The 22,470-nt window shown below is 44.6% G+C and carries 21 protein-coding genes; 5 read left to right on the forward strand and 16 right to left on the reverse strand.

Features of this window, described 5'->3' with window-relative positions; all coding sequences use genetic code 11:
- Positions 1-166 precede the first annotated feature (166 nt).
- Positions 167-1,030 (forward strand): helix-turn-helix domain-containing protein, encoded by an 864-nt coding sequence (locus A6049_RS00795; protein ID WP_063562771.1) that lies wholly within the window; start codon positions 167-169, stop codon positions 1,028-1,030.
- 96 nt (positions 1,031-1,126) lie between these two features.
- Here the strand turns inward: A6049_RS00795 and A6049_RS00800 are convergent, their stop codons facing one another.
- Complete coding sequence (locus A6049_RS00800) at positions 1,127-2,023, reverse strand: cation diffusion facilitator family transporter (protein WP_063562772.1); 897 nt, start codon at positions 2,021-2,023, stop codon at positions 1,127-1,129.
- Positions 2,024-2,342: 319 nt separating this feature from the next.
- Here A6049_RS00800 and A6049_RS00805 point away from each other — a divergent pair, with 319 nt between their 5' ends.
- Together A6049_RS00805 and A6049_RS00810 are read left to right on the forward strand one after the other, a co-directional pair.
- Positions 2,343-2,879, forward strand: coding sequence for a GNAT family N-acetyltransferase (locus A6049_RS00805; protein ID WP_205411986.1), 537 nt, complete (start codon positions 2,343-2,345; stop codon positions 2,877-2,879).
- A gap of 22 nt (positions 2,880-2,901) precedes the next feature.
- Entirely contained in the window at positions 2,902-3,720 is an 819-nt protein-coding gene (locus A6049_RS00810; RefSeq protein ID WP_063562774.1) for a MerR family transcriptional regulator, read from the forward strand.
- 150 nt (positions 3,721-3,870) lie between these two features.
- Here A6049_RS00810 and A6049_RS00815 read toward each other — a convergent pair whose 3' ends face one another.
- Complete coding sequence (locus A6049_RS00815; RefSeq protein ID WP_063562775.1) at positions 3,871-4,743, reverse strand: YitT family protein; 873 nt, start codon at positions 4,741-4,743, stop codon at positions 3,871-3,873.
- 123 nt (positions 4,744-4,866) lie between these two features.
- On the reverse strand, positions 4,867-5,223 hold the full coding sequence (locus A6049_RS00820; protein WP_063562776.1) for a MerR family transcriptional regulator: 357 nt from the start codon (positions 5,221-5,223) through the stop codon (positions 4,867-4,869).
- A 111-nt stretch (positions 5,224-5,334) separates the two neighbouring features.
- On the opposite strand from A6049_RS00820, the gene A6049_RS00825 reads away from it, so the two are divergent.
- Entirely contained in the window at positions 5,335-6,108 is a 774-nt protein-coding gene (locus A6049_RS00825) for an SDR family NAD(P)-dependent oxidoreductase (RefSeq protein WP_063562777.1), read from the forward strand.
- Positions 6,109-6,201: 93 nt separating this feature from the next.
- Here A6049_RS00825 and nspC read toward each other — a convergent pair whose 3' ends face one another.
- A complete protein-coding gene (gene nspC / locus A6049_RS00830) occupies positions 6,202-7,329 on the reverse strand; it encodes a carboxynorspermidine decarboxylase (RefSeq protein ID WP_063562778.1) in 1,128 nt (375 codons plus the stop codon).
- Position 7,330: 1 nt separating this feature from the next.
- Positions 7,331-8,569 carry a saccharopine dehydrogenase family protein gene (locus A6049_RS00835; RefSeq protein ID WP_063562779.1) on the reverse strand — a complete coding sequence of 413 codons (1,239 nt, stop codon included), beginning with the start codon at positions 8,567-8,569 and terminating at the stop codon, positions 7,331-7,333.
- Between the two features lie 896 nt (positions 8,570-9,465).
- On the opposite strand from A6049_RS00835, the gene A6049_RS00840 reads away from it, so the two are divergent.
- Complete coding sequence (locus A6049_RS00840) at positions 9,466-9,945, forward strand: immunoglobulin domain-containing protein (RefSeq protein ID WP_063562780.1); 480 nt, start codon at positions 9,466-9,468, stop codon at positions 9,943-9,945.
- A 190-nt stretch (positions 9,946-10,135) separates the two neighbouring features.
- On the opposite strand, the gene cydC is transcribed toward A6049_RS00840, so the two are convergent.
- From cydC to A6049_RS00895, 11 genes are all read right to left on the reverse strand, one after another.
- Complete coding sequence (cydC, locus tag A6049_RS00845) at positions 10,136-11,869, reverse strand: thiol reductant ABC exporter subunit CydC (RefSeq protein ID WP_063562781.1); 1,734 nt, start codon at positions 11,867-11,869, stop codon at positions 10,136-10,138.
- Positions 11,866-13,704, reverse strand: coding sequence for a thiol reductant ABC exporter subunit CydD (cydD, locus tag A6049_RS00850; protein ID WP_063562782.1), 1,839 nt, complete (start codon positions 13,702-13,704; stop codon positions 11,866-11,868). Before cydD ends, cydC begins: the two co-directional genes overlap by 4 nt.
- A 64-nt stretch (positions 13,705-13,768) precedes the next feature.
- Positions 13,769-14,782, reverse strand: a complete 1,014-nt coding sequence (locus tag A6049_RS00855; protein WP_063562783.1) for a cytochrome d ubiquinol oxidase subunit II — start codon at positions 14,780-14,782, stop codon at positions 13,769-13,771.
- On the reverse strand, positions 14,779-16,143 hold the full coding sequence (locus tag A6049_RS00860) for a cytochrome ubiquinol oxidase subunit I (RefSeq protein WP_063562784.1): 1,365 nt from the start codon (positions 16,141-16,143) through the stop codon (positions 14,779-14,781). Before A6049_RS00860 ends, A6049_RS00855 begins: the two co-directional genes overlap by 4 nt.
- Positions 16,144-16,726: 583 nt before the next feature.
- On the reverse strand, positions 16,727-17,293 hold the full coding sequence (locus A6049_RS00865) for a TlpA family protein disulfide reductase (protein WP_240321269.1): 567 nt from the start codon (positions 17,291-17,293) through the stop codon (positions 16,727-16,729).
- Positions 17,294-17,310: 17 nt separating this feature from the next.
- Entirely contained in the window at positions 17,311-18,018 is a 708-nt protein-coding gene (ccmA, locus tag A6049_RS00870) for a heme ABC exporter ATP-binding protein CcmA (protein ID WP_063562785.1), read from the reverse strand.
- Positions 18,011-18,832, reverse strand: a complete 822-nt coding sequence (locus A6049_RS00875) for an ABC transporter permease (protein WP_063563190.1) — start codon at positions 18,830-18,832, stop codon at positions 18,011-18,013. Before A6049_RS00875 ends, ccmA begins: the two co-directional genes overlap by 8 nt.
- Before the next feature lie 25 nt (positions 18,833-18,857).
- The gene (locus A6049_RS00880) at positions 18,858-19,427 is read right to left on the reverse strand and encodes a nitrous oxide reductase accessory protein NosL (RefSeq protein ID WP_063563191.1); all 570 of its coding nucleotides are present in this window, start codon (positions 19,425-19,427) and stop codon (positions 18,858-18,860) included.
- Positions 19,428-19,429: 2 nt separating this feature from the next.
- Positions 19,430-20,788, reverse strand: a complete 1,359-nt coding sequence (locus A6049_RS00885) for a right-handed parallel beta-helix repeat-containing protein (protein WP_063562786.1) — start codon at positions 20,786-20,788, stop codon at positions 19,430-19,432.
- A 186-nt stretch (positions 20,789-20,974) separates the two neighbouring features.
- Positions 20,975-21,628, reverse strand: coding sequence for a response regulator (locus tag A6049_RS00890; protein WP_063562787.1), 654 nt, complete (start codon positions 21,626-21,628; stop codon positions 20,975-20,977).
- Positions 21,625-22,470, reverse strand: coding sequence for a sensor histidine kinase (locus A6049_RS00895; RefSeq protein ID WP_063562788.1), 846 nt, complete (start codon positions 22,468-22,470; stop codon positions 21,625-21,627). Before A6049_RS00895 ends, A6049_RS00890 begins: the two co-directional genes overlap by 4 nt.

Here is a 22,470-nt window from a genome sequence, read left to right on the forward strand (position 1 = left end):
ACAAATTTTGCTTTCACATCCCTTCAATTCGATATATAGTACATATTATTGAATAGTGAAATTGTACTGTTAGACATGCTAGGCGACAATCAAGGTTGTTGTGATCTTCATCCAAAACATTATGTATGTTGTCATTTCACCACAGAATCTTGAAGGGAAGACATTAATGAATACACGCCATGAGCCCCACCGACTACATGAAGATCAAGATTGCATTATTATTTATGTAGGGAAGTTGGCAGACAATCCGCATTGGAGTTTTCCGACCCACAAACATGACGATTTACATGAGATTATTTACGTTAATGAGGGTCAGGGTTCGTTCACGATTGATGGGACAAAGCACTCAGCCAGAAAAGGAGATCTTCTTGTATATAACAAAGGAACACTTCACGAGGAAAAATCCGACCCGGAATTCCCTTTATCCACCTTTTATTGCGGCTTTCGTTTCAAAGAGGGTACCCGTGCCAACAACGATTGGATTATTCCTCCCGGTAGCGAGCCAGTTGTTCGTGCCAATCGTTATTCGGAAGAGATCCGTTCGTTAATGCAGACCATGTTCAATGAATTTTCAATCCGGGAAGAAGGATATGACTCTATTTCCCATCATCTGCTGAATGCCGTTCTGCTCATTATCGATCGCATGTCTCACCATCAGCGCACAGCAAGTGAGATCGTTCGGAATAATACCCTCGCTGAAAGCATCAAAGACTATTTGGATACGAACTATCGTCAAAATATTAAGCTGAAGGACTTGGCGGACCAATTCCATATCGACTTCTACTACTTGATCCATATGTATAAAAATTGCTACGGTACCTCCCCCTATCATTACCTCATTCAGCGAAGAATGGGAGAAGCGACCCGATTGTTGGTTTCGACCAAGAAAAAAGTATGGGAAATCTCCAAGTTGGTCGGGTACGAGAACCCAAACTACTTTACAATTTTATTTACCAAAACGGTAGGTGAATCTCCGAGAAGTTTCCGCAAAAGATATCAAAAGGACATGTTTGGGGACCCTTCCAACTAAAAAAACAGGTAGCCCGAGGGCTACCTGTCCTGTCATACGTCAAGAAGAGACTATGTCCATGTTTACCGGCAAGTTCTTTTATATGCCGCTTATGTTTTATACTTGACCCACTTCGCTAGGGGCTTCGTCTGGTTCAACGTGAACATGAACAGTGTACACATCATGTTCTCTTAACAATTCGTCTTCTACATTTGTTGAAATATCATGAGCTTTCTGAAGATCCAAATCCGATCGTACAAGAATTACCACATCGACAACGGCATTATTACCGTAATTCCGGGCTCTTAAGTCTTTAACCGCCTCAACGCCATCTACATTGGCAATTGTACTCCTGTATTCCTTGATGAGCTCTTCATCAAATCCATCTGTAAGATGGTGTGTTGCTTCACGAAAAATGTCCCAAGCGGTTTTACATATTAGAAAGCCCACTGCTACAGCTGTTAATGGGTCGAGCCATGGCAGGCCGAATTGGGAACCAATAATCCCTATTACTGTCCCTATACTAACCCAGGCATCCGAGATATTGTCTTTTGCAGCTGCCATAACCGCCTGGCTCTTGATCTTCAAAGCAAGTCTTTTGTTATATCTGTAAACCAGATACATCACAGCGGCACAGAAAATGCCTGTCCATGCTGCGATGATGTCTGGAGATTCGCTTTTCCCCTGGAATACGGATGTAATAGCTTCGTATAACACTTGAATCCCTACTGCCATCATTATAAAAGAAGCAACCAGTGAGGCAACGGTCTCTGCTTTCCAGTGTCCGTATGTATGATCTTTATCAGCTGGACGCTGAGCAAGTCTCAGACCGATAAGAACCGCGATCGAAGCTATAATATCGGTAGCATTGTTTAACCCATCGGCTTTCAAAGCCTCAGAATTAGACATATAACCGATCATCATTTTAATTGCAGTCAAACAAATATAAGCAATAATACTGATGATTGCTCCCTTTTCACCCAATTTTAAGTTGTCGTACTTTATTTGCTCCACGAAAAGTAATCCCCCTGATTCCAACTGTTTTCTAGCACTTTACGATGGTATCATCACGGTGTTGTGTGGGTCTAGAGAAACGTTTTGAACCAAGTAAAACAATGTCTGTACAACGAAAGAGTTTGACCTCGGCCAAAAAAAGTTGCGATAAGTAAACTTTTAGATATTGTGAATCGCCCCCCTTATCCACTCACAATTCTCCTCTTCACTTCGGTCTGCCCTACCTTTTCCGCCATATTGCTTGACTCTGGTATCGTACCAGGGTTTATTGTTGGTTTATAACAAATATGGCTTTACAAATCAGGAGTGGATTAAGTTGATGTTACAAAAACGGTTTGACCAAGTGTTTGAAATTATGAAGCAGTCGTTTCCCGAAGCTGAATATCGGGAATATTCAGAACAGAAGAAGTTGCTTTCCCATTCATGCTACCGCCTTCTTACAGAGGAAAATGAACAGAATGAAGTGACTGGCTTTCTCGCAGGCTGGGAGTTCGAGTCGTTCAAATATATAGAGCATTTGGCTGTTTCCCCGAACATTCGTGGAGGCGGCATAGGCAAGCGGTTAATGGAACGTTACATGAAGCAGACCGCCAAGCCGGTTATATTGGAAGTTGAATTGCCAGAAGATGAGATGAAGCGGAGAAGGATCGGATTTTACGAGCGTCTGGGATTCTGCTTGGGAGATCATTCTTATGTTCAGCCGCCTCTTCGTGCTGTCGGGCAGGAAACCCTCTCATTACAGATCATGAGTTATCCAGCAAAGTTGAACCCAACACAATTTGAAATGGTGAAAAAAATGCTGTATAAGGAAGTGTATGGCGCGCCTTCAGCATACGCGCACGCATCTAATAATTAAGTGTAAACGAGGAAGAAAACCGATGAAAAACGATTATAAAATCAATGAAATTTCGAAGCTTTACGGAATAGGTGTTGACGCGCTGCGTTATTACGAAAAATTAGGGTTGCTGGTGCCTCGGCGAGACGGAAACGGGTATCGTCTGTATAGCCTTCAAGATATGTATAAACTGAATATCATCCGGGACCTGCGCCAGTTGGATTTTACCATGCAACAGATCAAAGCTTATTTGGATCAGCAAAGTGTCGAAAATACGCTTGAATTGTTATTGACTGAACAGGAACTGATTAAGGAACAAATTGCAAAGCTTAAAACTACGCAGCGTATTATTCAGGGCAGAATCAAGGTATTGACTGACGCAAGCAAAATTCAGACAGGAGTTTTCTCTATCAAAACGTATCCCGACCGGCCGTGTCTGCAACTCAATACACGCATAACTAGGGATGAGGAGATGGATTATGCCATTAAGAAGCTGCATCAAAAACATAAAAGTCACATTCCGGACTTTGGAAACCAATTATATGGTGCATCCGTGTCCCTTGAGGAACTAAAGCATGGTGTGAGGGATGTTTTTAACTCCGTCTTCTTTATCTTTAATCCTGACGAAGCCGGAAAGATCGATTACGATTACAACCTGCCAGCTGGTGAGTATCTATCCCTTTTTTATCGGGGTAACTACCGTCAAAGTTATAAAAAAATGCTTGAGGTCGTTGCACATGCCAACGAAAAAGGGCTCCGTGTAATGGGTGATCCTTTTGAGATTTATGAAATTGATAATCGTGATACGATCATTACCGAGCAATTTCTGACTGAAATACAGTTGAGGATTTGCAAAGAATGATAAATTTCAAAGGGTAGAAATTATTGAAGTTATTGGATCGAACTTGACACAATAACTTCTACCTTAAAACAAAAAAAAGCCGCTATATTAGCGACTTTTTGTATGTTATATGCTTTTCTATGCGACAGTAACTCATACTCATTTTAGTGATTAGTGAATATCTTTCTTTTTGAAATTTCCGCCCTTAACTTCGGCTACATCGTAAACTACAATAAAAGCATTGGGATCAATTTCGTGAATGATATCCTTGATTTTGCTTTCCTCCATACGGTTGATTACACAGGTAATTTCTTTAAATTGTTCATTGGTATACCCGCCGTAAGCATCGGTATAAGTTGCTCCACGACCTAACCGGTCACGAATGGTTTCGACCATGATCTCCGGTTGATTGGTGATAATTTTAAAGGTTTTGGAGCCGCTCAAACCTTCTTCAACAATATGTATCACTTTGGAAGCGATGTAATAAGCAAGTGCGGACAGGATCGCCCCTTGAAGACCAAATACAGTTGACACGACAATAAAGACAAACATGTTCAAGAATAAGATTAGATCACTGGTTCCAAAAGGTAATTTTCGTGAAAGCAGGACAGCCAACATATCGATTCCATCCAATGCCCCACCATTACGCAACGCCAAACCCATACCAAAACCGATGATAATCCCGCCCACAACGGTAATTAACAATGTATCCCCTTGAATAATCGTGGGTACATGGTGCATAAGGCTTGTACCCACAGCTAGCGAGGCAATACCGATAATGGAATAAATAGCAAAGCTCTTACCTATTTGTTTGTAGCCTAACCATACAAATGGAATGTTGATGATACCAATCAGCATCCCTAACGGTAAACCAAACAGTTGTGAGCCAACGATACTAAGACCTGTCACACCACCGTCTGATACATTATTTGGAATTAATACAGCTTCCAGGCCATATGAGGTGATAAAAGCCCCAATCATAATCAATAAAACTTTGGAGATGATTTTCAGTTTGTTCGATTTTTGCACGTTCCTTTGATTCATTCCTTTTCCCCCTTGATGAACAACCATAAAAAATAGTCTATAACAAAATTCACTATTTTGGCAATAGATCGTCATATATGTAACCACTGAATTCTCTCTGCTCGTTTCTTCGATCAGATTACATTATTTCCCGATTAATGCTCGATATGCCGTAATTTTATTCTCCAGCATCTGATCTGCTGAGTGAAGTGTGTGCATCTGCTGTTGAATCGCCTCTTTGTGCTCTTCCAGCAATTTCAAACGCTCTGCAGCCGTATGCTCACCTTCCTGAAATAACGATGCGTACTTTTTGATGATAGCGATCGGCATTTGAGTCTCTTTTAGTTTGATTACAAATTGCAGCCATTTCAGGTGCGATTCGTTGTAGCGTCTGTCTCCACTAGCATCACGGAGCGGTACGATAATTTGCTCCTTCTCATAATAACGCAATGTGTGGGTACTGATACCGAGTAGTTCAGCCACTTCACCGATCGTGTGCATGGTGATCCTCCCTTCTATATTCCGCTTGACTTAGAGTAAGCTCTAATCAGTATAATCAACTCGTACTCATATCACAATAAATAATGAACCGAAAATCCAGGAGGAATATCCATGAAGTATACAGTGATTACCGGTGCCAGTTCGGGCATTGGCTATGAAGCAGCTTTGGCTTTTGCGGCTCGCGGCAAACATTTGATCCTGGCTGCACGCAGAACCGACGAATTGGAGAAGTTAAAATCAAAAGTAAGTGAAATTGATCCTGATCTGGACATTGTCATTCGCACGGTGGATCTGTCCATCGCTGCCAATGTCCATGCATTCTATGAAAGTCTCCATCATTACTCTATCGAGACATGGATTAACAACGCAGGGTTCGGAAATTTTGCTTCGGTTGGTGAACAACATCTACCTAAAATCGAACAAATGCTTCATCTGAATATAGAAGCATTAACCATTCTTTCTTCCCTGTATGTGCGTGATTATGCAGAGGTTGAGGGCACTCAGATCATTAACATCTCCTCTGGAGGTGGATATACGATCGTGCCGGATGCAGTAACCTACTGTGCAACAAAGTTCTATGTAAGTGCCTTTACGGAAGGGCTCGCACATGAATTAAAAGGCAAGCATGCTGCAATGCAAGCGAAAGTGCTCGCGCCCGCTGCAACGGAAACGGAATTTGCGGAACGTGCTTTTGATCTGGACCAGTTCAAATATGAGGGCCGTGTTCCCCAATTTCATACAGCAGAACAAATGGCTGGATTCTTGCTTGAATTATATGACAGCGAAAGCGTCGTCGGTATTGTAAATGGATTAACCTATGAGTTTGAATTGAAAGAACCGATCTTTCCGTATGCCGCCAGAGCAGCCTCGAAACCCAACGATTAATCATAAAAACAGCCGTTAACCCATCCTATGTGAAACGTCAAAAGGGAACCTGTGATCAGGTTCCCTTTTGCTCTTGCTATATCTATAAAAGTATTAAGCCAATCTCATTTTGAAGTCCTGATAGCCGAACTCGCGAACCACTTCGCAATCGCCATCTTTTCTTTTCACTGCGATGGCTGGCAGCGGCATGCCGTTAAATGTATTGGTTTTGACCATGGAGTAGATCGCCATGTCCTCAAATACCAATCTGTCACCCGTTTTGAGCGGTTGATCAAATGAATAATCTCCGATCACATCACCTGACAGGCAAGTTTGTCCCCCCAGACGATACAGATGGGCTTTCTCCCCTGCTTCTCCCGAACCGATAAGCGGCGGGCGATACGGCATTTCCAGCACGTCCGGCATGTGGCATGTTGCCGAGGTATCCAGAATGGCAATGTCCATACCGTTCTTGTGGAAATCGAGCACAGACGTCACCAGGAAGCCCGCGTTCAGCGCAACCGCTTCGCCCGGCTCCAGATATACCTCCAGGCCATATTTTTCCTGCATGCGTTTGATGCAAGCTTCCAGTCTTGGAATGTCATAATCCTCGCGTGTGATGTGGTGTCCACCGCCGAAATTGATCCATTCCATTTGTGGCAGCCATTGTCCAAACTTCTCTTCTACCGCATTCAGTGTCGTTTCCAGATCATCTGAATTTTGCTGGCACAACGTATGGAAATGCAGTCCGGAGACTCCTTCCAACAGCTCTACACGGAAATCCTCTTGTTTGGCACCAAAACGGGAACCAGGAGCACATGGATCGTAAATCTCATGCCCCTCCTGAGTAGAGCATTCAGGGTTAATACGCAGGCCTACTTTTCGACCAGCCTGAAGCGCTTTGCCCTTAAATTTCTCCAGTTGGGAGAAAGAATTGAAGATAATATGATCTGAAATCGAAAGGATTTCATCGATCTCATCTTCACGATAGGCCGGGGCAAAGACATGGTTCTCTTTGCCCATCTCCTCATGACCCAGGCGGGCTTCATACAGCCCGCTTGCCGTTGCACCGCTCAGATATTCTCCAATGAGCGGATACATCGTGGTCATGGAAAATGCTTTCTGAGCCAGCACGATTTTGGCTCCTGTACGTTGCATGACACCGTTCAGGATTTTGAGATTTCTTTCGATAAGTCCTTCGTCAACAACAAAACATGGTGTCGGTAATTGCTCAAACCGCATCTTAACGAACAAGCTCCGATTCTTTGGCTTCTTCTGGCAGTTCGTCAACGAGTACTGGGTTGAAGTCTTCAACCCATGGGAGACCCCATTTGTTCAACTCTTCCATGAATGGATCTGGGTTGAACTCTTCAACATTGTATACGCCTGGTTTGTTCCATTTACCAGTCATCACCATTGCTGCACCAATCATGGCTGGAACACCTGTTGTGTAAGAGATGGCTTGGGAACCCACTTCTTTGTAGCACTCTTGGTGATCACAAATGTTGTAAACGTAGTACGTTTTATCTTTGCCGTCTTTTTTACCTTTGAAAATGCAGCCGATGTTCGTTTTGCCCACAGTACGTGGTCCAAGGGACGCCGGATCTGGCAGTACCGCCTTCAGGAATTGCAGCGGAATGATTTGTTTGCCTTCGTATTCGATAGGTTCGATCGAAGTCATGCCCACATTTTCAAGTGCTTTCAAGTGCGTAAGGTAGCTTTGACCAAATGTCATGAAGAAACGGATGCGTTTCAGTCCAGGCATGTTTTTAGCCAGGGACTCCAGCTCTTCATGATAAAGCAGGTACATGTCTTTCTCGCCAACTTCTTTGAAGTCATAGACACGTTTAATTTCCATTGGTTTCGTTTCGATCCATTCACCTTTTTCCCAGTATCTTCCGTTAGCCGAAACTTCGCGGATGTTGATTTCAGGGTTGAAGTTGGTTGCGAACGGATAGCCGTGATCTCCACCATTGCAGTCGAGAATGTCAATATATTCAATCTCGTCAAAGTAATGTTTCAGAGCATAAGCAGAGAATACACCAGTAACACCTGGGTCAAATCCACTGCCAAGCAGAGCTGTAATTCCCGCTTTTTCAAAGCGCTCTTTGTAATCCCATTGCCATTTGTATTCGAATTTTGCCGTATCTTCCGGCTCATAGTTCGCTGTATCCATGTAGTTCGTTTTCGTTGCAAGGCAAGCATCCATGATTGTCAGGTCTTGGTAAGGCAATGCCAGGTTCATGACGAGATCCGGTTTAACTTCGTTGATGAGGGCGATCAGTTCGTCAACGTTGTCGGCATCCACTTGAGCTGTCGTAATTTTTGTTTTGCCGCCGTCCAGCTTGGCTTTAAGATCGTCACATTTGGATTTCGTACGACTTGCGATGCAGATTTCCTCGAATACTTCGCTGTTTTGAACGCATTTATGAACTGCTACTGAAGCTACGCCGCCGGCGCCGATGATTAGTGCTTTTCCCATTTTCCATTCTCCTAACCCAATATGAATTTTTTTAAAATTAACTTCATTATTTTTCTCATTTTTCAACTTTTCGCCCGTTCTGAACCAACAAAAAAAGCAAGGTGAAAAATGCCCCAAACGCGCATCATCACACTTGCTTGTCGATATACATCATTAAAAAGACGCAAAGTTCCCATAACTAAAAAAGTTCAAAAGAACTCCTCTAGCGGAAAGCTTCTTCATGTATATCAATATCAGATCAGAGTCTATATAGCAAATAATTCGCCTTTACCACTCTTATTGACCGTTTCACAAGTTGATGTGCAGATGCACTGGTTGTAAAGTAACCAACTTATAAAATTTGAGCTTTTAACTCAATCAATAAGGCAACATAAGTTGCCAATCGGCGTTTGACCCGGCTGTCCGTATGGCCTTAACTTCCTTAAGAGAAGTGGTCAAAAATTATCTGCTGGAAAGACCTGATTTATGTTGATATATCTGCTTTCCAAAATCACAGGTCTTACAATATCAGATACATTGAAAAAAATCAAGCGATCTCTAAAAATTTATTTATTCATCATTTTGGAACACACATTTCGCTCTTAGGCATATCTGATTATAATGGCAAATCTTTAAATAGTTACTGCCTAATGTATCCAGCTCTTTCTCAATTTTCAAACTGACATGTCAGCGATAACGATGTGTAACATGGAAGTTGGATTATCCTAAAATAGATTGATTTAGGTAGAATAATCCTTTAGTTTTGTATGTCGAATATAAGTTATTACGAGAAGTTAAGCAAAAATATAAAGCTCCCAAAAATATTTTCTTTCGACTTGAAATTTTATACATTTTTGATATAGAGATATGATATATTTGGTATGTAATTTAAAATATATCCCAGAAAAGAGGATCTTATGAAAAAAGCCGTTTTGCTATTTGCTGCAATTTTCATGTTTTTGCTTTCCAGCGCTCCATCAGCATCTGCAGCTGGAGACCGCCTCATTTATGACATCATGTATAACAATTCGATTCCTCTCGTATCCAACAACGTCAGGTTTTCACTGCAATACAGCGTCTACGGCGACCTACAGCTCTGGGATAACCGCACACACACGATGTTATGGAACACCAAGACCAATGACACGAGAATAAATCATTTCAAGATTGATTATTGGAGTGGAAAACTCGTGCTCCAGGATCCCCAAAACACACCTTACTGGACGTCAGACAACAAGGCATGGTCTACATCGTACTATGGAGCGGACAATCTGCCACCCAACCTCAGGGGTAACGTGCTCATCGTTCAAAACGACGGCAATTTGGTGCTGTACAATACAGAAACACCGAGTGCAGGCTGGTATCCTGTCTGGGCTTCCAATACAGGAGGCCATTAAGGTCTATTGTACTGGAGTACAAGCTGTTAATCGAAGCTTCAATTGACTGATGCTTACCCTCATTTCTTTACGGTAATATAAATACACTCCACACAGTATAAACGTGTGCGAGTGTATTTTTTTGTAATGTGAATGTTTAAACTGCAATGACGCATACTCTTTCATTCGTATCTGTGTGTATCTTACTCTCTTACACTCCAACTTCTCCGATCATTTGCCGCTCAATCTTCTTCATCTCATAAAAATAACCTTCTTGCTCCATTAACTCCGTATAGGAGCCCGCTTCCACTACCCTTCCCTGTTCCATCACCACAATCCGATCCATCTCTTCAAGGCCAGTAAGCCGATGACAGATCAGTAGAAGCGTATCCTCGGCTGCTTGTGCATAGAGATGTTTCATCACACGTTCTTCTGTAACGTAATCCATTGAGGAAGTAGGTTCATCGAGAAGCCATAACCGTCCCTTGCGAAGCATGGCCCGTGCCAGAGCCAGCCTCTGCTTCTCACCGTCCGACAGGTTTTCCCCTTTTTCATAGACTACATCAGTCAATGATGTATTGGGCAGTTGCACTTTTGCTAGCACATCCAATAGTTGCTCGTCCGAATGTTCATCATCATTCAACAGCAGGTTATCCCGGATCGTTCCCCGGAAGAAATGACTTTGCTGCAAGACAACATTGGCCGTTTGCCAAATGCTCGCCTCATCCAGTTCCTTCACCGAAATGTCATTTAAACGGATCTCCCCTGTTGTAGGCGTTCGCAGTTTAAGCAGTAGTTCAATAATCGTTGATTTGCCTGATCCGCTCGGTCCGACAATCGCCGTTTTGGAGCCGGGTAAAATATGCAGCGAAATGTCCTTTAACGCCGGTCTCCACTCCCCTTCATATTGAAACGTAACATTGGAGAGATCAAGCGAAACAGCCTGATTGCCAGATAACGCGCCTTTTGGCTGCGTAGACACAGACTGCCTATCAGAGGTCTGTATGGTTTCCGTCAGTCGCTTGGCTGCGTGTTCGCTATCCTGCTTATACAAAGGTAATGTCGCCATTGCCGCAGCCTCTTCGAAAACGGTTAGTGAGGCCATAACCAGCATTGCAAGAAACACGCCAGCAAGCGCTCCATCCATAATCAGATAAGCACCAAGTGTCAGCACGCCCCAGGAAATAAGGAACGTAACCAAAGCATGCATGGATTGCCCACGCAGTAGGTGTCCGGCAGCCCGTTGCTGCTGGACCGTCAACGCAGCAGAAGCCTGCTGCAGCTGTTGCTCCCGTTGAGCCAGTTGTCCGTACACTTTCAAATCCCGGAACCCATACAATACTTCGGTGACTTCTGTGGAAAGCAGCGCCCGTTGCTCGCGAACGTGTCCATGTATTTTTCGCTGCCCAAGCAAGACTATTCCCGGTACAACCAATGTCGTTGTGAGCATGCCTACTACAAACAAAACCGCAATCCAGAATGAAAAAGCAGAAGTAAACAACACTGTCGCCAAAAAGACCATAACAACAATAATCGGTGGATAAGCGACGCGCAAAAAATAATGTTGCAGGCTCTCCACATCCCCAACAATGCGGGCTAGCAGGTCCCCGCTTCGCTTTTTGTTCAATATACCCGGCGTCAAAGGAATGAGTCGGGCAAAAAAGGATGTACGCAAACGGCTAAGCATGGAGAATGTCGCCCGGTGGGAATACAAACGCTCGCCGTAACGACTCGCCGCCCGAAGCAGTCCAAGCAGCTTGACCAGCGAGGTGAGTACAATTAAGGTGTACAGCGGGGGCGCAAAGACTGTTTGCGAAATCAGATATCCGCTCGCCGAGAAGAGGGCCACTCCTGCTATCCCCGCAATAAACCCACCTAGAATAGAAAGGATAATATCCTTGCGCTCCTGAATCATGGCTTTGGACAAAATCGCTAGCTCATTCATGCCAAGCCCCCCTTTCGTTGAACATCAATCATCTCGGCATACTGGGGTAGACGCGCCATAAGCTCTTCATGGCGTCCCGTATCCACTAACACACCATCGTCCATAAACAATATGCGATCGACATGTTGAATCGTATATAATCGGTGAGCCACTGTAATCATCGTCGCGGTATCTGCCAATGTGGCAATGGAACGTTGCAGTATCTGCTCCGTGCGCAAATCCAGTCCCACCGTAGGTTCATCAAACAATATGATGGAAGGCCGCTTCAAAAAAGCTCTTGCCAAAGCAAGTCGTTGCTTTTCCCCACCAGACAGTCCTCGACCTCCTTCACCAACCAAGGTATCGAAGCCATGCTCCAATTGGGCAGCAACTTCAGCAAGCCCGGCATCCTCAGCCGCCTGCTCAATTTCAGTCCTGGACACGTTCCGGCCCGCACCAATCGCAATGTTCTCAGCAAATGTACCTGCAAAAATATACGGATGCTGTGTAATGTAGCTCACATGTTCGAACCATCCAGCCTCATCATATTCGGATAGGGGTTGTCCATTTACCAGTACCTCTCCTGATTCTGGCTTCAGCAAACCCGCAATGAGATGTAGCAACGTCGTTTTTCCTGAGCCGCTTTTGCCGACAATGGCAATGTGTTCTCCCGGATCAAGCTGTGCTCGACCAGTCTCAAGGTCGAATGATTCGGGCGCATAATGAAATCGGAGATGGTTCAATATAATGGACGGCGGCATCGAACCGTCATTGGAACGGTGCATTTGTAATATCCCTATCCCGTTTTCCCTTTCAATCCGCTCCATGTTAACGACCTCGTCAATTCCATCGGATGTACCTAATCCTTCTTTGCTATCTGCCGATTTGTTCTCCCCAGCTGTTTCCTCAAGCATCTGCTCTACCTTACGAACCGCTCCCATACTTGTTCGCCCGCTGTGAAAAGCTGTTCCCGTATTTTTCAACAGACTGTAGAACTCGGGAACGAGCAGCAGCACGAGAAACGCAGTGTGGAACGACATCGATTTGAATACAAGCAGCTGGATTGCTAGTTCAAGAGCGACGATACCGATGCTTAGCATTACAATCGATTCCAGCATGAACGTATTGGTAAACGCAATCCGCAAAATGCCCATCGTGGCATCGCGGTACCCCAGGCTGGTGCGTTCAATCTCCTGCTGCTGACGGTGAGCCCGTCCAAATATTTTCAACGAAACCAGCCCTTGAAGAGAGTCCAGGAACGTACCGGAAAACTCGGCCAGCTGCGCATATTTCTCCTCTGATTTGTTCTTCGTCTTCAGTCCCACCAAAATCATGAACAAGGGGATAAACGGGGCCGTAAACAGCATAATGAAGCCTGAATTGGCATGCTGCATAAACGTTACCACCAAAATCAGAATCGGAATGATGGCAGCCTCCATCATACGCGGCATATACAGACTGAAATAACTGTCAGCCTCATCCACAGCATCCAGAGCAACACTGACCTTTCCGCCTGTTTGTCCACGAAGGGTTGATGGCATCGACGCATGGGTCAAATTTTTCAGCACGGCTGCCCGCATATTCGTCTTGGCACTGGAAGCCATATGCAAACCAACTTTTCCGTTCCCATAAGACAGCCCTGTACGTACGACCATGACAGCCATGAGTATCCCGAGCAGCATGACGACCGACGAAAGGGAAGCCTTCTCCACGAAAATCCGTTGTACTGCTTCAGCAAGCAGCGCAGCCTGACTTACAATCGCTGCACCCAGCGCAAGTGAAATCACTGCAAGGAGCACGAGTCGTTTTCGTTGCCCAGACATTTGTTGAGAGATCAGGCTTGTTTTCCTCTTCATGTAAGCTCTCCTCCTTTCTATGAACCTGTGAGATTACTCCCTTACATCGCATAATGAATTCAATTTATTTTTTTCCCTTTACATAATCCGCATCAAACAGAAACAGTTTGAAAACCAGAATCAAGGAAGGAATCAACATACACATGCCACCGATAAACACAACCACCAGTGCGAAGCCCATCGCTGGTGAGGTTACACTGTTTTGAATTGTAATGAACGGATCAAGGATATAAGGATATTGACCAATTCCGTAAGCGAAAAAGGCACAGAAAAATTGCAGCATGATACATATAAACGCTAATCCGTAGCGGCGTCCGTTATAGATCAGCCACATCGCAATCATGAAGAATGCAACGGAAAGTGCAAGCAACCACCATAAATCCATCATATTTTGAAAATGTCGCTCATTGTGCTGTCCCAAATAAATAAATGCAGTCAGTGCGATGATGATCGTCGGTGTGCTCCAGAACAGGGCATAGGTCCGTACCAGCTTCAATGCAGAGTGATCCTCTGCCCGCGATGCATAAAAGGCTAGAAATGAGCTGCTAATGAACAATACGGACACAATCGCCAGTCCAACAATGCTCCATGATAACGGATTGGTAAACAGCGTCCAGTAATCCAGAGAAACCGTCGAACCTTGCTTCACGATAAAACCACCTTCAGACAGCGTTAGCGCCACTGATAGCGAAGCTGGAATCAGCAATCCCGAAGCTCCATATAGAAACAGATACACGATGTTATTTTTGGAACCATAGTTCTCAAAGGCATAAAACGACCCACGAATGGCGAGCAAAATGACCGCAATGCTTCCCGGTACGAGCAGCGCTGATCCGTAATAATAAGCCGTGTCGGGAAAGAATCCAACAATGCCAATGTAGAAAAAGACAAAAAATACATTCGTAATCTCCCATACCGGTGATAAATAACGGGAGATCAGACGATTAATCAGGTGATCCTGTTTCGTCAAGCGTGCATAAAAGGCAAAGAAACCCGCCCCGAAATCAATGGAGGCAACAATTAAATAGCCATACAAGAACAGCCAGAGTACCGAAATGCCAATCAGTTCGTAACTCATGTACGCTCACCCTTTTCTGTAGACGGATTGCGCTTCTCCTTCATCCATTTCTCCATCTCGACTTCTGCCGGATTATTGTTGAACAAACGTCTTAGTACGAGAACACACATGACTCCCAGAACGATGTAGAGAAGCAGGAAGAAGAAAAAGATCATTCTGATGCTGGGTGATGAAGTGGCTGCTTCCTCCACACGCATATATCCTCGGATAATCCACGGCTGTCGTCCCAGTTCAGCATAGAACCAGCCCAGCTCAACTCCGAGAAAAGCCATCGGTGCGCCTAGCGCTATGATCCCAAGCAGCCACTTATTCAGCTCATTGCGCTTTTTCCAGAATACAAACAGGAAATACAGAACTGAAATAGCCAGCAGCGTAAATCCGATTCCGGCCATTAAATCAAACAGGTAGTGAACGAGCAGCGGCGGCCATTCGTCCTTCGGAAACTCCTCCAGTCCGGTTACCTCTGCATTAAAGTCACTAAAGGCCAGGAAGCTGAGCAGTTTCGGCAGGTGAAGAGCTCCTATAATTTCATGCTCTGCATTCAGCCATCCCAATAAAATCAAATCCGCGCCACTTTCTGTCTCAAAATGCCATTCTGCCGCTGCAAGTTTCTCCGGCTGATGCTCGGCCAAAAACTTGGCGGACACATCTCCCGCTAACGTGTTCAGTAAGCCGAACAGCAGAACCACCGCCATCATGAGATTCAAGGCTTTTTTGTGGTATGCAGATGCCCCTTTTCTCAGCAGCGAGAAGGCTGCAATTCCGGCTAACAGGGCAGCTCCTGTCAAATATGCTGAGCTTAATACATGAAACACCTTGGAGAACGTCGCCGTATTCAGCATCGCCTCCACTGGGTTAACCGCTGTGAATTGGCCTGCTTCCATGACAAAGCCTCCAGGCTGGTTCATGAAGCCGTTCACCGTCGTAATAAACACAGCCGACATACCTGCACCGGTGACGATTGGAATCGTCAGCAGCCAGTGAATGTACGGATTTTTGAATCGATCCCAGGTATACAAATAAATGCCCAGGAAAATGGCTTCAAAAAAGAACGCAAACACTTCCATGAATAGTGGGAGTGCAATGACATTGCCTGCCAGTTTCATAAAATTCGGCCACACCAGGGCCAGTTGCAGTGAAATCGCTGTACCGGTCACCACACCAACCGCCACAGAAATGACAAACCCTCTTGACCACCTCTTCGCCATCAGTGTGTAATGGGGGTCCTTCTTGCGAATCCCCATGAATTCTGCAATTGCGATCATTAGAGGTATACCGACGCCAAGTGTCGCAAAAATAGCGTGGAAGCCCAGCGTCATACCTGTCACCAGCTTGCTCCACATCACCGTATCGATTGCCATTGTTTACTGCCTCCTTTCAAACTCTGTTCGATTTTCGTACTGATTTGAATCTTTTAATTATTAGGTCAGTCAGCCCTTGGACTGCGTTCTTTATCAGGTTGATAGAAGCCCCACTAGACTGGTTCAGAGTTTATCTACAAACCGTTCCTCCATCGTTGTATGTACAAAGAGAATTTTTTCACAAAGTAAGTGACGAAGGAGCTTTACCACACCATCATTGTGCATTGCTACACATAGTTATTGGACTGAGCATGGGTTGGCGAGCTGTGTTTTACCTGATACTGAAGGGCCAAAGTACTTAACAGGACCTAATAGTTAAAATTATTATATCTTTGTGAATTAGCAATTCAATCACTGACACGTCTTCGTCCCTAAATGTTCAAGAAAGGATCAACTCTTTCTGACAACTCGGTGAAAAGCATAAAAAGCACCCAAAGGGGCTATTGATTCATTAGGCACAACCGTGGTATTGCGATTTTCAATTCTACTATGCTTGCAAGATGTTCGGGAAAAATAAAACAAAAGAAGCCGCTCGTATAGTGAGCGACTTCTCGACTTTTTTTGTTCATAAGTCTGCAAAGCTTCAATTCCGTTGCTGTACGGTCTCCTCCAGCCATTGCTGCAAAGGAATATCCTTAGTCAACTCACCGAGCAAAATGTGACTGAATATACCTTCCTGATCTATGATCATGGTCGCTGGCAACCCGGTGATACGATACAGACCGGAGACCTTTCCGGTCACATCAATGATAACAGGGAAATCGAATTGCTGTTTCTCCATAAATTCACGAATGGTGCCCTTCGCTTCCCCCACGTTGACAAACAGAGCCTCTACATCGTTTTGATACGTCTGAGCAATCTGCTTAATCATTGGCATTTCCCTCACACAGGGCGTACACCATGAAGCCCAGAAGTTAATCATGACGACTTTGCCCCGATAATCGGAGAGCTTCACCTGTTCTCCGTCTGAATTAACCGCAGTGAATTCAGGAGCAGTTGCACCGGCTTCAATGGCACCGGTTATTTTGGGCTCAGATGATGAAGTCCCCTGATAAATTGCCCACGCAGCGACCAGCACAGCAGCCATTCCAATCAGGATGGTAAACAAACGTATCATTTTCAAACTCATTTTCGCACTATTTTTTTTCAATAAGTTCACCTTCATTTTTAGCCAAGACTATGATGAAATGCAGCATGAAGCGACCCGAACTGTTGACGAAAGTCCTCAGTAGAGCCATCTCCCACATTACGTCCTTGGTTCATAAAAACAATGTGATCGGCAACATCATCTGCGATCTCAAGCTGGTGGGTGGAGAACACAACCATATGCCCTTCCTCCTTGATCTGTTTTATCAGATTTGCAAACTCCTGCATCCAGAAGGGGTCCAGTCCATTCGTCGGCTCATCCATGATCAGCAGCGGAGGCTTGGACAGCAGAGCCTGGGCAAATAACACACGCTGCCGCATACCTTTGGAAAAGGTCGTGACCCGTTTCTTTTTTTGATCGGCCAAGCCTACCATGGTTAGCACTTCCGTTACTCGCGCTTTAGGCACTTTCCTTAACGCCGCCCAGAACTGGAGCGCCTCCTCTGCCGTCAAACCCTGGTTGAAATGATAATCATCCGGCATATATCCGATCTGTTCCGAATATCGCTTTCGTTCTTTGGACCAGCGCATATTGTTTACAATGATTTCACCCGAGGTAGGTTGAAGAATACCTGCAAGCATACGCAGAACGGTGCTTTTTCCGGCCCCATTTCCGCCGCATAAGGCAAGCACATGACCGGAAGAAACGCGAAAGGATATATCTTCAACAATCTGTTGTTTTTTTATGGATTTACACAGTCCAACAATCTCTGTTTCCACATTATCCATGGGAACGTCCCCTTTCCCATATCCCGTATACTGCCACGATAGAACATGTAATCCACAGCAGACATATCCCCATAAAGATCCAGCTCCCGCTCGATGGATGTACCCAATCTACCCACTGATAATATTCAGGTCCCAGTATCGAGCCCCCGCCAAGTTTGATCACCACAAACAAACGTACCAACTCAGCCGGATTGATGAAGGTTAGAACGGTGAGTAAGGGTTTTACCCACTGATACGGCATGAGTCCCAGCACGGAAATTAGAAGCGTGGGCCACCCGATCACAGCAAAAAACCAAACGGATACCGATATCGTTAACGCTTGCCAGCGATTTTTGGATAACGAACCGATGAACAGTGCAATAGTCAGAAATAGCAACACCAGTCCGCAGGAGAATACCAGAAACAAAAGATATGTCTTAACATCTAAAGGGCTACCCACCCATCCGCTAAGAAGTCCCATCAGGCCATATCCGAATGTAACTATCGTCATTAATACAACCGACAGCCCCAGATATTTGCCAACAATAAAAGACATCGTGCCGATGGGGTAAGTGGACAACAGCTGCCAGCTGCCCTCTTCCTTTTCAGAAGTCAACGAGAACGAGCCCAGAAAGAGGGTCATCAGCGGCAACAGATAAAGAATAAGATTTAACATGGAACCTGTAGTGCCAGAGTATCCTGCTACAAAATTCTGAGAATTGATGATTAACAAACTCAGACTAAACACGCAGAAAAGAATCAAAAATGAATATGACCATGGGTTGCGAAATCCCATTTTCATTTCTCGTCGGACGACTTGTACCATATCTCCCATCATGCATCACCATCTTCATTGGTCATTACTTGTGGCCTGATTCTTCCGTTGATTCGCTTTCTCCCTGTGTTTCTTCATGCACGCCTTCACCCATTCCCTCCTCGGAATGCCCATGCTCCCCCATCATATCCATCGTCTCTGTGTTTTGTTTCCAGTCGTGGGAGGCGAGGTCTTCAGCGGTCATAATCGTTCCTACACCCTGCTCGGCAACAAATGCTTCGGCAGATGGTTTATCCTTGAAATTGAGGATGCCGTAAGCCATCGGTGTACGCAGTGAAGCATCATATACATAAGTGGCTTTGCTGTACTCAATCCATTCCTTGTCATTATAATCACGAACAAAATCCCTTCCGATGTTATCTGTTCCGTTCTCTTCTTTCCACTGATGCATACAACCAATGTCATCAAATTTATAATTTTTACCGTCTTTCGTGGTAAGCTGCGTGGCATAGGCATCATCTTTCACCTGCATTTTGCAAATGGCACAGATATCCACGTCTTCATTGATAGGCAATGCCTCGTATTTTTTTCCGCAAGCTGTTAATAACAGCACCCCAAAGAGAAGCACCATAACTGTTTTCCAATGTGTTTTCATTCTCATTTTCGTAATACCCCCATATTGATCATAATAAAAGTGGCCAGGCCCAGCAGAATGCATCCGATGATCCAAACCCCGGTTATCTCTTTGACCCCTTGTGTACCTACCTTCGTCGTCTGTGATACCGCTTCCATGCTCATTAATGGTGATCTGTCGCTTGTCCACTCTGCCTTGCCTTCCGTAAACAAGTTGCTCATAAAGATCATGCCTGGAGATTGAAAGAAAAGCTGATAGGCCGAATTCCGGTTGACCACTTGCTCATAAAAAGGATTAATTCCATAGGACAGTTCACTAATTCCATCATCGTTCAGGTCAAGACCTTGAAAGGAATCCCAGTAGTTTTCCTTCATCTCATTGTTCCGGCTGTCCATCGCTGAAGCTTCAATCACATTCGAAACAAATTGGTTTCTGGTAAACTGATTATCCTCCGCAAGAACGAGCTGAATTCCGATGAAATTCCGGAGCACCGCATTGCCGCGAATTTCATTTCCTGAGGATTCAGCAATGTTCATGCCAACACGGTTACCTTCCACGACATTGTTATGAACCGAGGATTGCTGTACGTCATACAACAAAATCCCTTGTGAATGCACATTTTCGTTCTGTTTGCGAAAAGAGTTTCCCGATACGACCGTATTCTTGACGCCCATGACCATGGCTCCGGTACTGTTGTTCTCTCCCACATTGTCCACAACAGAAGAGCCATCGATATACATACAATGAATGCCATACCTGGTATGTAACAGCGTGTTAGCCTTAACCGTAAGATTGCGACTGTTCTCCAGATATATACCATCCCGCATGCCCGTAATTTTGTTGTCTTCGATGTGGGTACGATGGGAATTGTACAGATCAATGCCATTCCCCTTTTGACCACTGGAAGCAGACTCCGGTCCAGCCCATGAAATAGTATTGCTATGTATGAGCCCATCGACAGAACCCCGCAGCACGATTCCAAAACTTTGACTCTGAATATCCAGGCCCGTGATCTCTACTCGATCTCCTTCAACCTGAATCGCTGCAGTGGGTTCATTTGTTAAGTGTCGTACCGTGAAACCCTGCAATGTCACTCCATCTGAACGAATGGTAATGGTGGATTCAGCATCCGTATTCAATACCAATACGGATGAGTCCCCTCGAATGGATATATTCTTGTCTATACTTACGGGACCAGAATAAATACCCGTCTCAAGTACAAGCACTTCTCCAGGTCTAGAACCATCAATGATTGGCTGGAGTGGAATAGCATCTTTGGTTTCAGGAGCAGCATTTGCAGTGTCCAGCGGGTAAGATAGCGGGATCAACAGTATCCCTATAAGCAGCAATATGCTCAGGACAATCCGTTCGCGAAACATCATAACCTCCTTCATGAAACACACTGCTCATAGTGTACATAAAAACAAATTTTTACCATATAGCTCAAGCTAGCTATAGAGCTGGACGTTTTGTGTCCAAATTGTGAGGTCATTGTGGTAAAAGTAGAAAAATCACATCCACTTAACATGAAAATAGAAAGAACACACGGATATAGTAAAAAAAGCTTATTACAGACGATTATGGTCTGTAATAAGCCCTTGCTCCAATGCGTAACGTGTCAGTTGAACACGATTTTGAACCTGCAGTTTTTGCAAAATGTTTTTTAAATGATTCTTGACGGTATACTCTGAAATTGTATAATTCACAGCGATTTCTTTGTTCGTCCATCCTGCAGCCACGCCATACAGAATATCCTTTTCCCTTGTCGTTAGTGGAACGTCAGGTTCTTTTTTCTCCGTGAGTGAGACATCCTTCAGGATTTGGTAAGCCACCTCGCGGCTCAATGGAGCTTCTTCTGTAACGATGGAATGAAGATATTCCAGCCACATGGAGGGTTCAAGGTTTTTGAGCAGATAACCCTGAGCTCCCCGTTTCAACGCTTCCAGAAGGTGTAGTACATCATCCGAGACGGTAATCATGACAATTTTCACATAAGGAAACGCCAATTTGATCCGCTGTGTTGCTTCAAGACCGTTCATAATTGGCATCTGAATGTCCATGAGGATTAGATCGGGAAGCCACTGTTCTGTATAATCAATCGCTTGTTGACCGTCCGACACGACGCCAATCACTTCGAAGCTGGGGTCCATGGATAAAATTTCACATATTGCTTCTCTCGCATGAGCGTGATCGTCTACAACAAGTACGCGAGTATGGCTCATAACATCTCACCATCCTTTGAAAATTCGACAACAGTAAGCTGCTGCTCCCTTCGGAATTGCATGTTATAGTTCAGCTCATTCATCCGCTCTCTCATGATTTTCAGTCCATATCGATCCTTTCGTTCAAAGGGATTCATCTCAAATCCTTTTCCATTATCTCGAATCGTGATATTCCAGCACTTCTTGTGCCCATTTCCCTGAATCCATCCTTGGGAAGCAGATGCATGCTTTTGAATATTAAAGAGAGCTTCCCGAATACAAGCGAGCAGTTCTACTTTCTCTTTGTCAGTAAATGCATCATCCGGGATGCTCCAATCCAGTTCGATTCGGACGGGGATATCTTTGGCAATTCTTCGAATTTGACCAAGTAGTGTGACCGATTCGTTCGTAGTGAAGGTATTGTCAACGTTAGGATCATAACGTAAATCGGCAATGGCCTGACGCACATAACGATTGACTTCATGAACCGTTTTCTTGATCGAATACACATCGTCCAACTGTTGATCCAACTTGGCTTGTTCCTCTAAACGCCCCACTTTTACCGATAATAAAAAAAGGGATTGGGCGATTCCATCATGGAGTTCCTTGGCCATCTTTTCACGAGATTCCAATGCGGCTTTGGCTTCACGCTCATGCTCCAGCTCTTTTTGAATACGTTCCAAAATCAGAAACAGCCGAGTTAACAACGTTATACTCACGACATATACAATGACAGGCGTAAGCCAGTTGCCCAAATTCATTGATATGTAGGGGAGCAGAAACTGATGTCGTACATACTCCCACAGTCCAACGGTCAAGGTGGGAATGAGCAAGATCATCCACTTGATTTGTTTGTAAGACAT

Source organism: Paenibacillus sp. O199 (genome assembly GCF_001636635.1).
Lineage (GTDB): Bacteria > Bacillota > Bacilli > Paenibacillales > Paenibacillaceae > Paenibacillus > Paenibacillus marchantiae.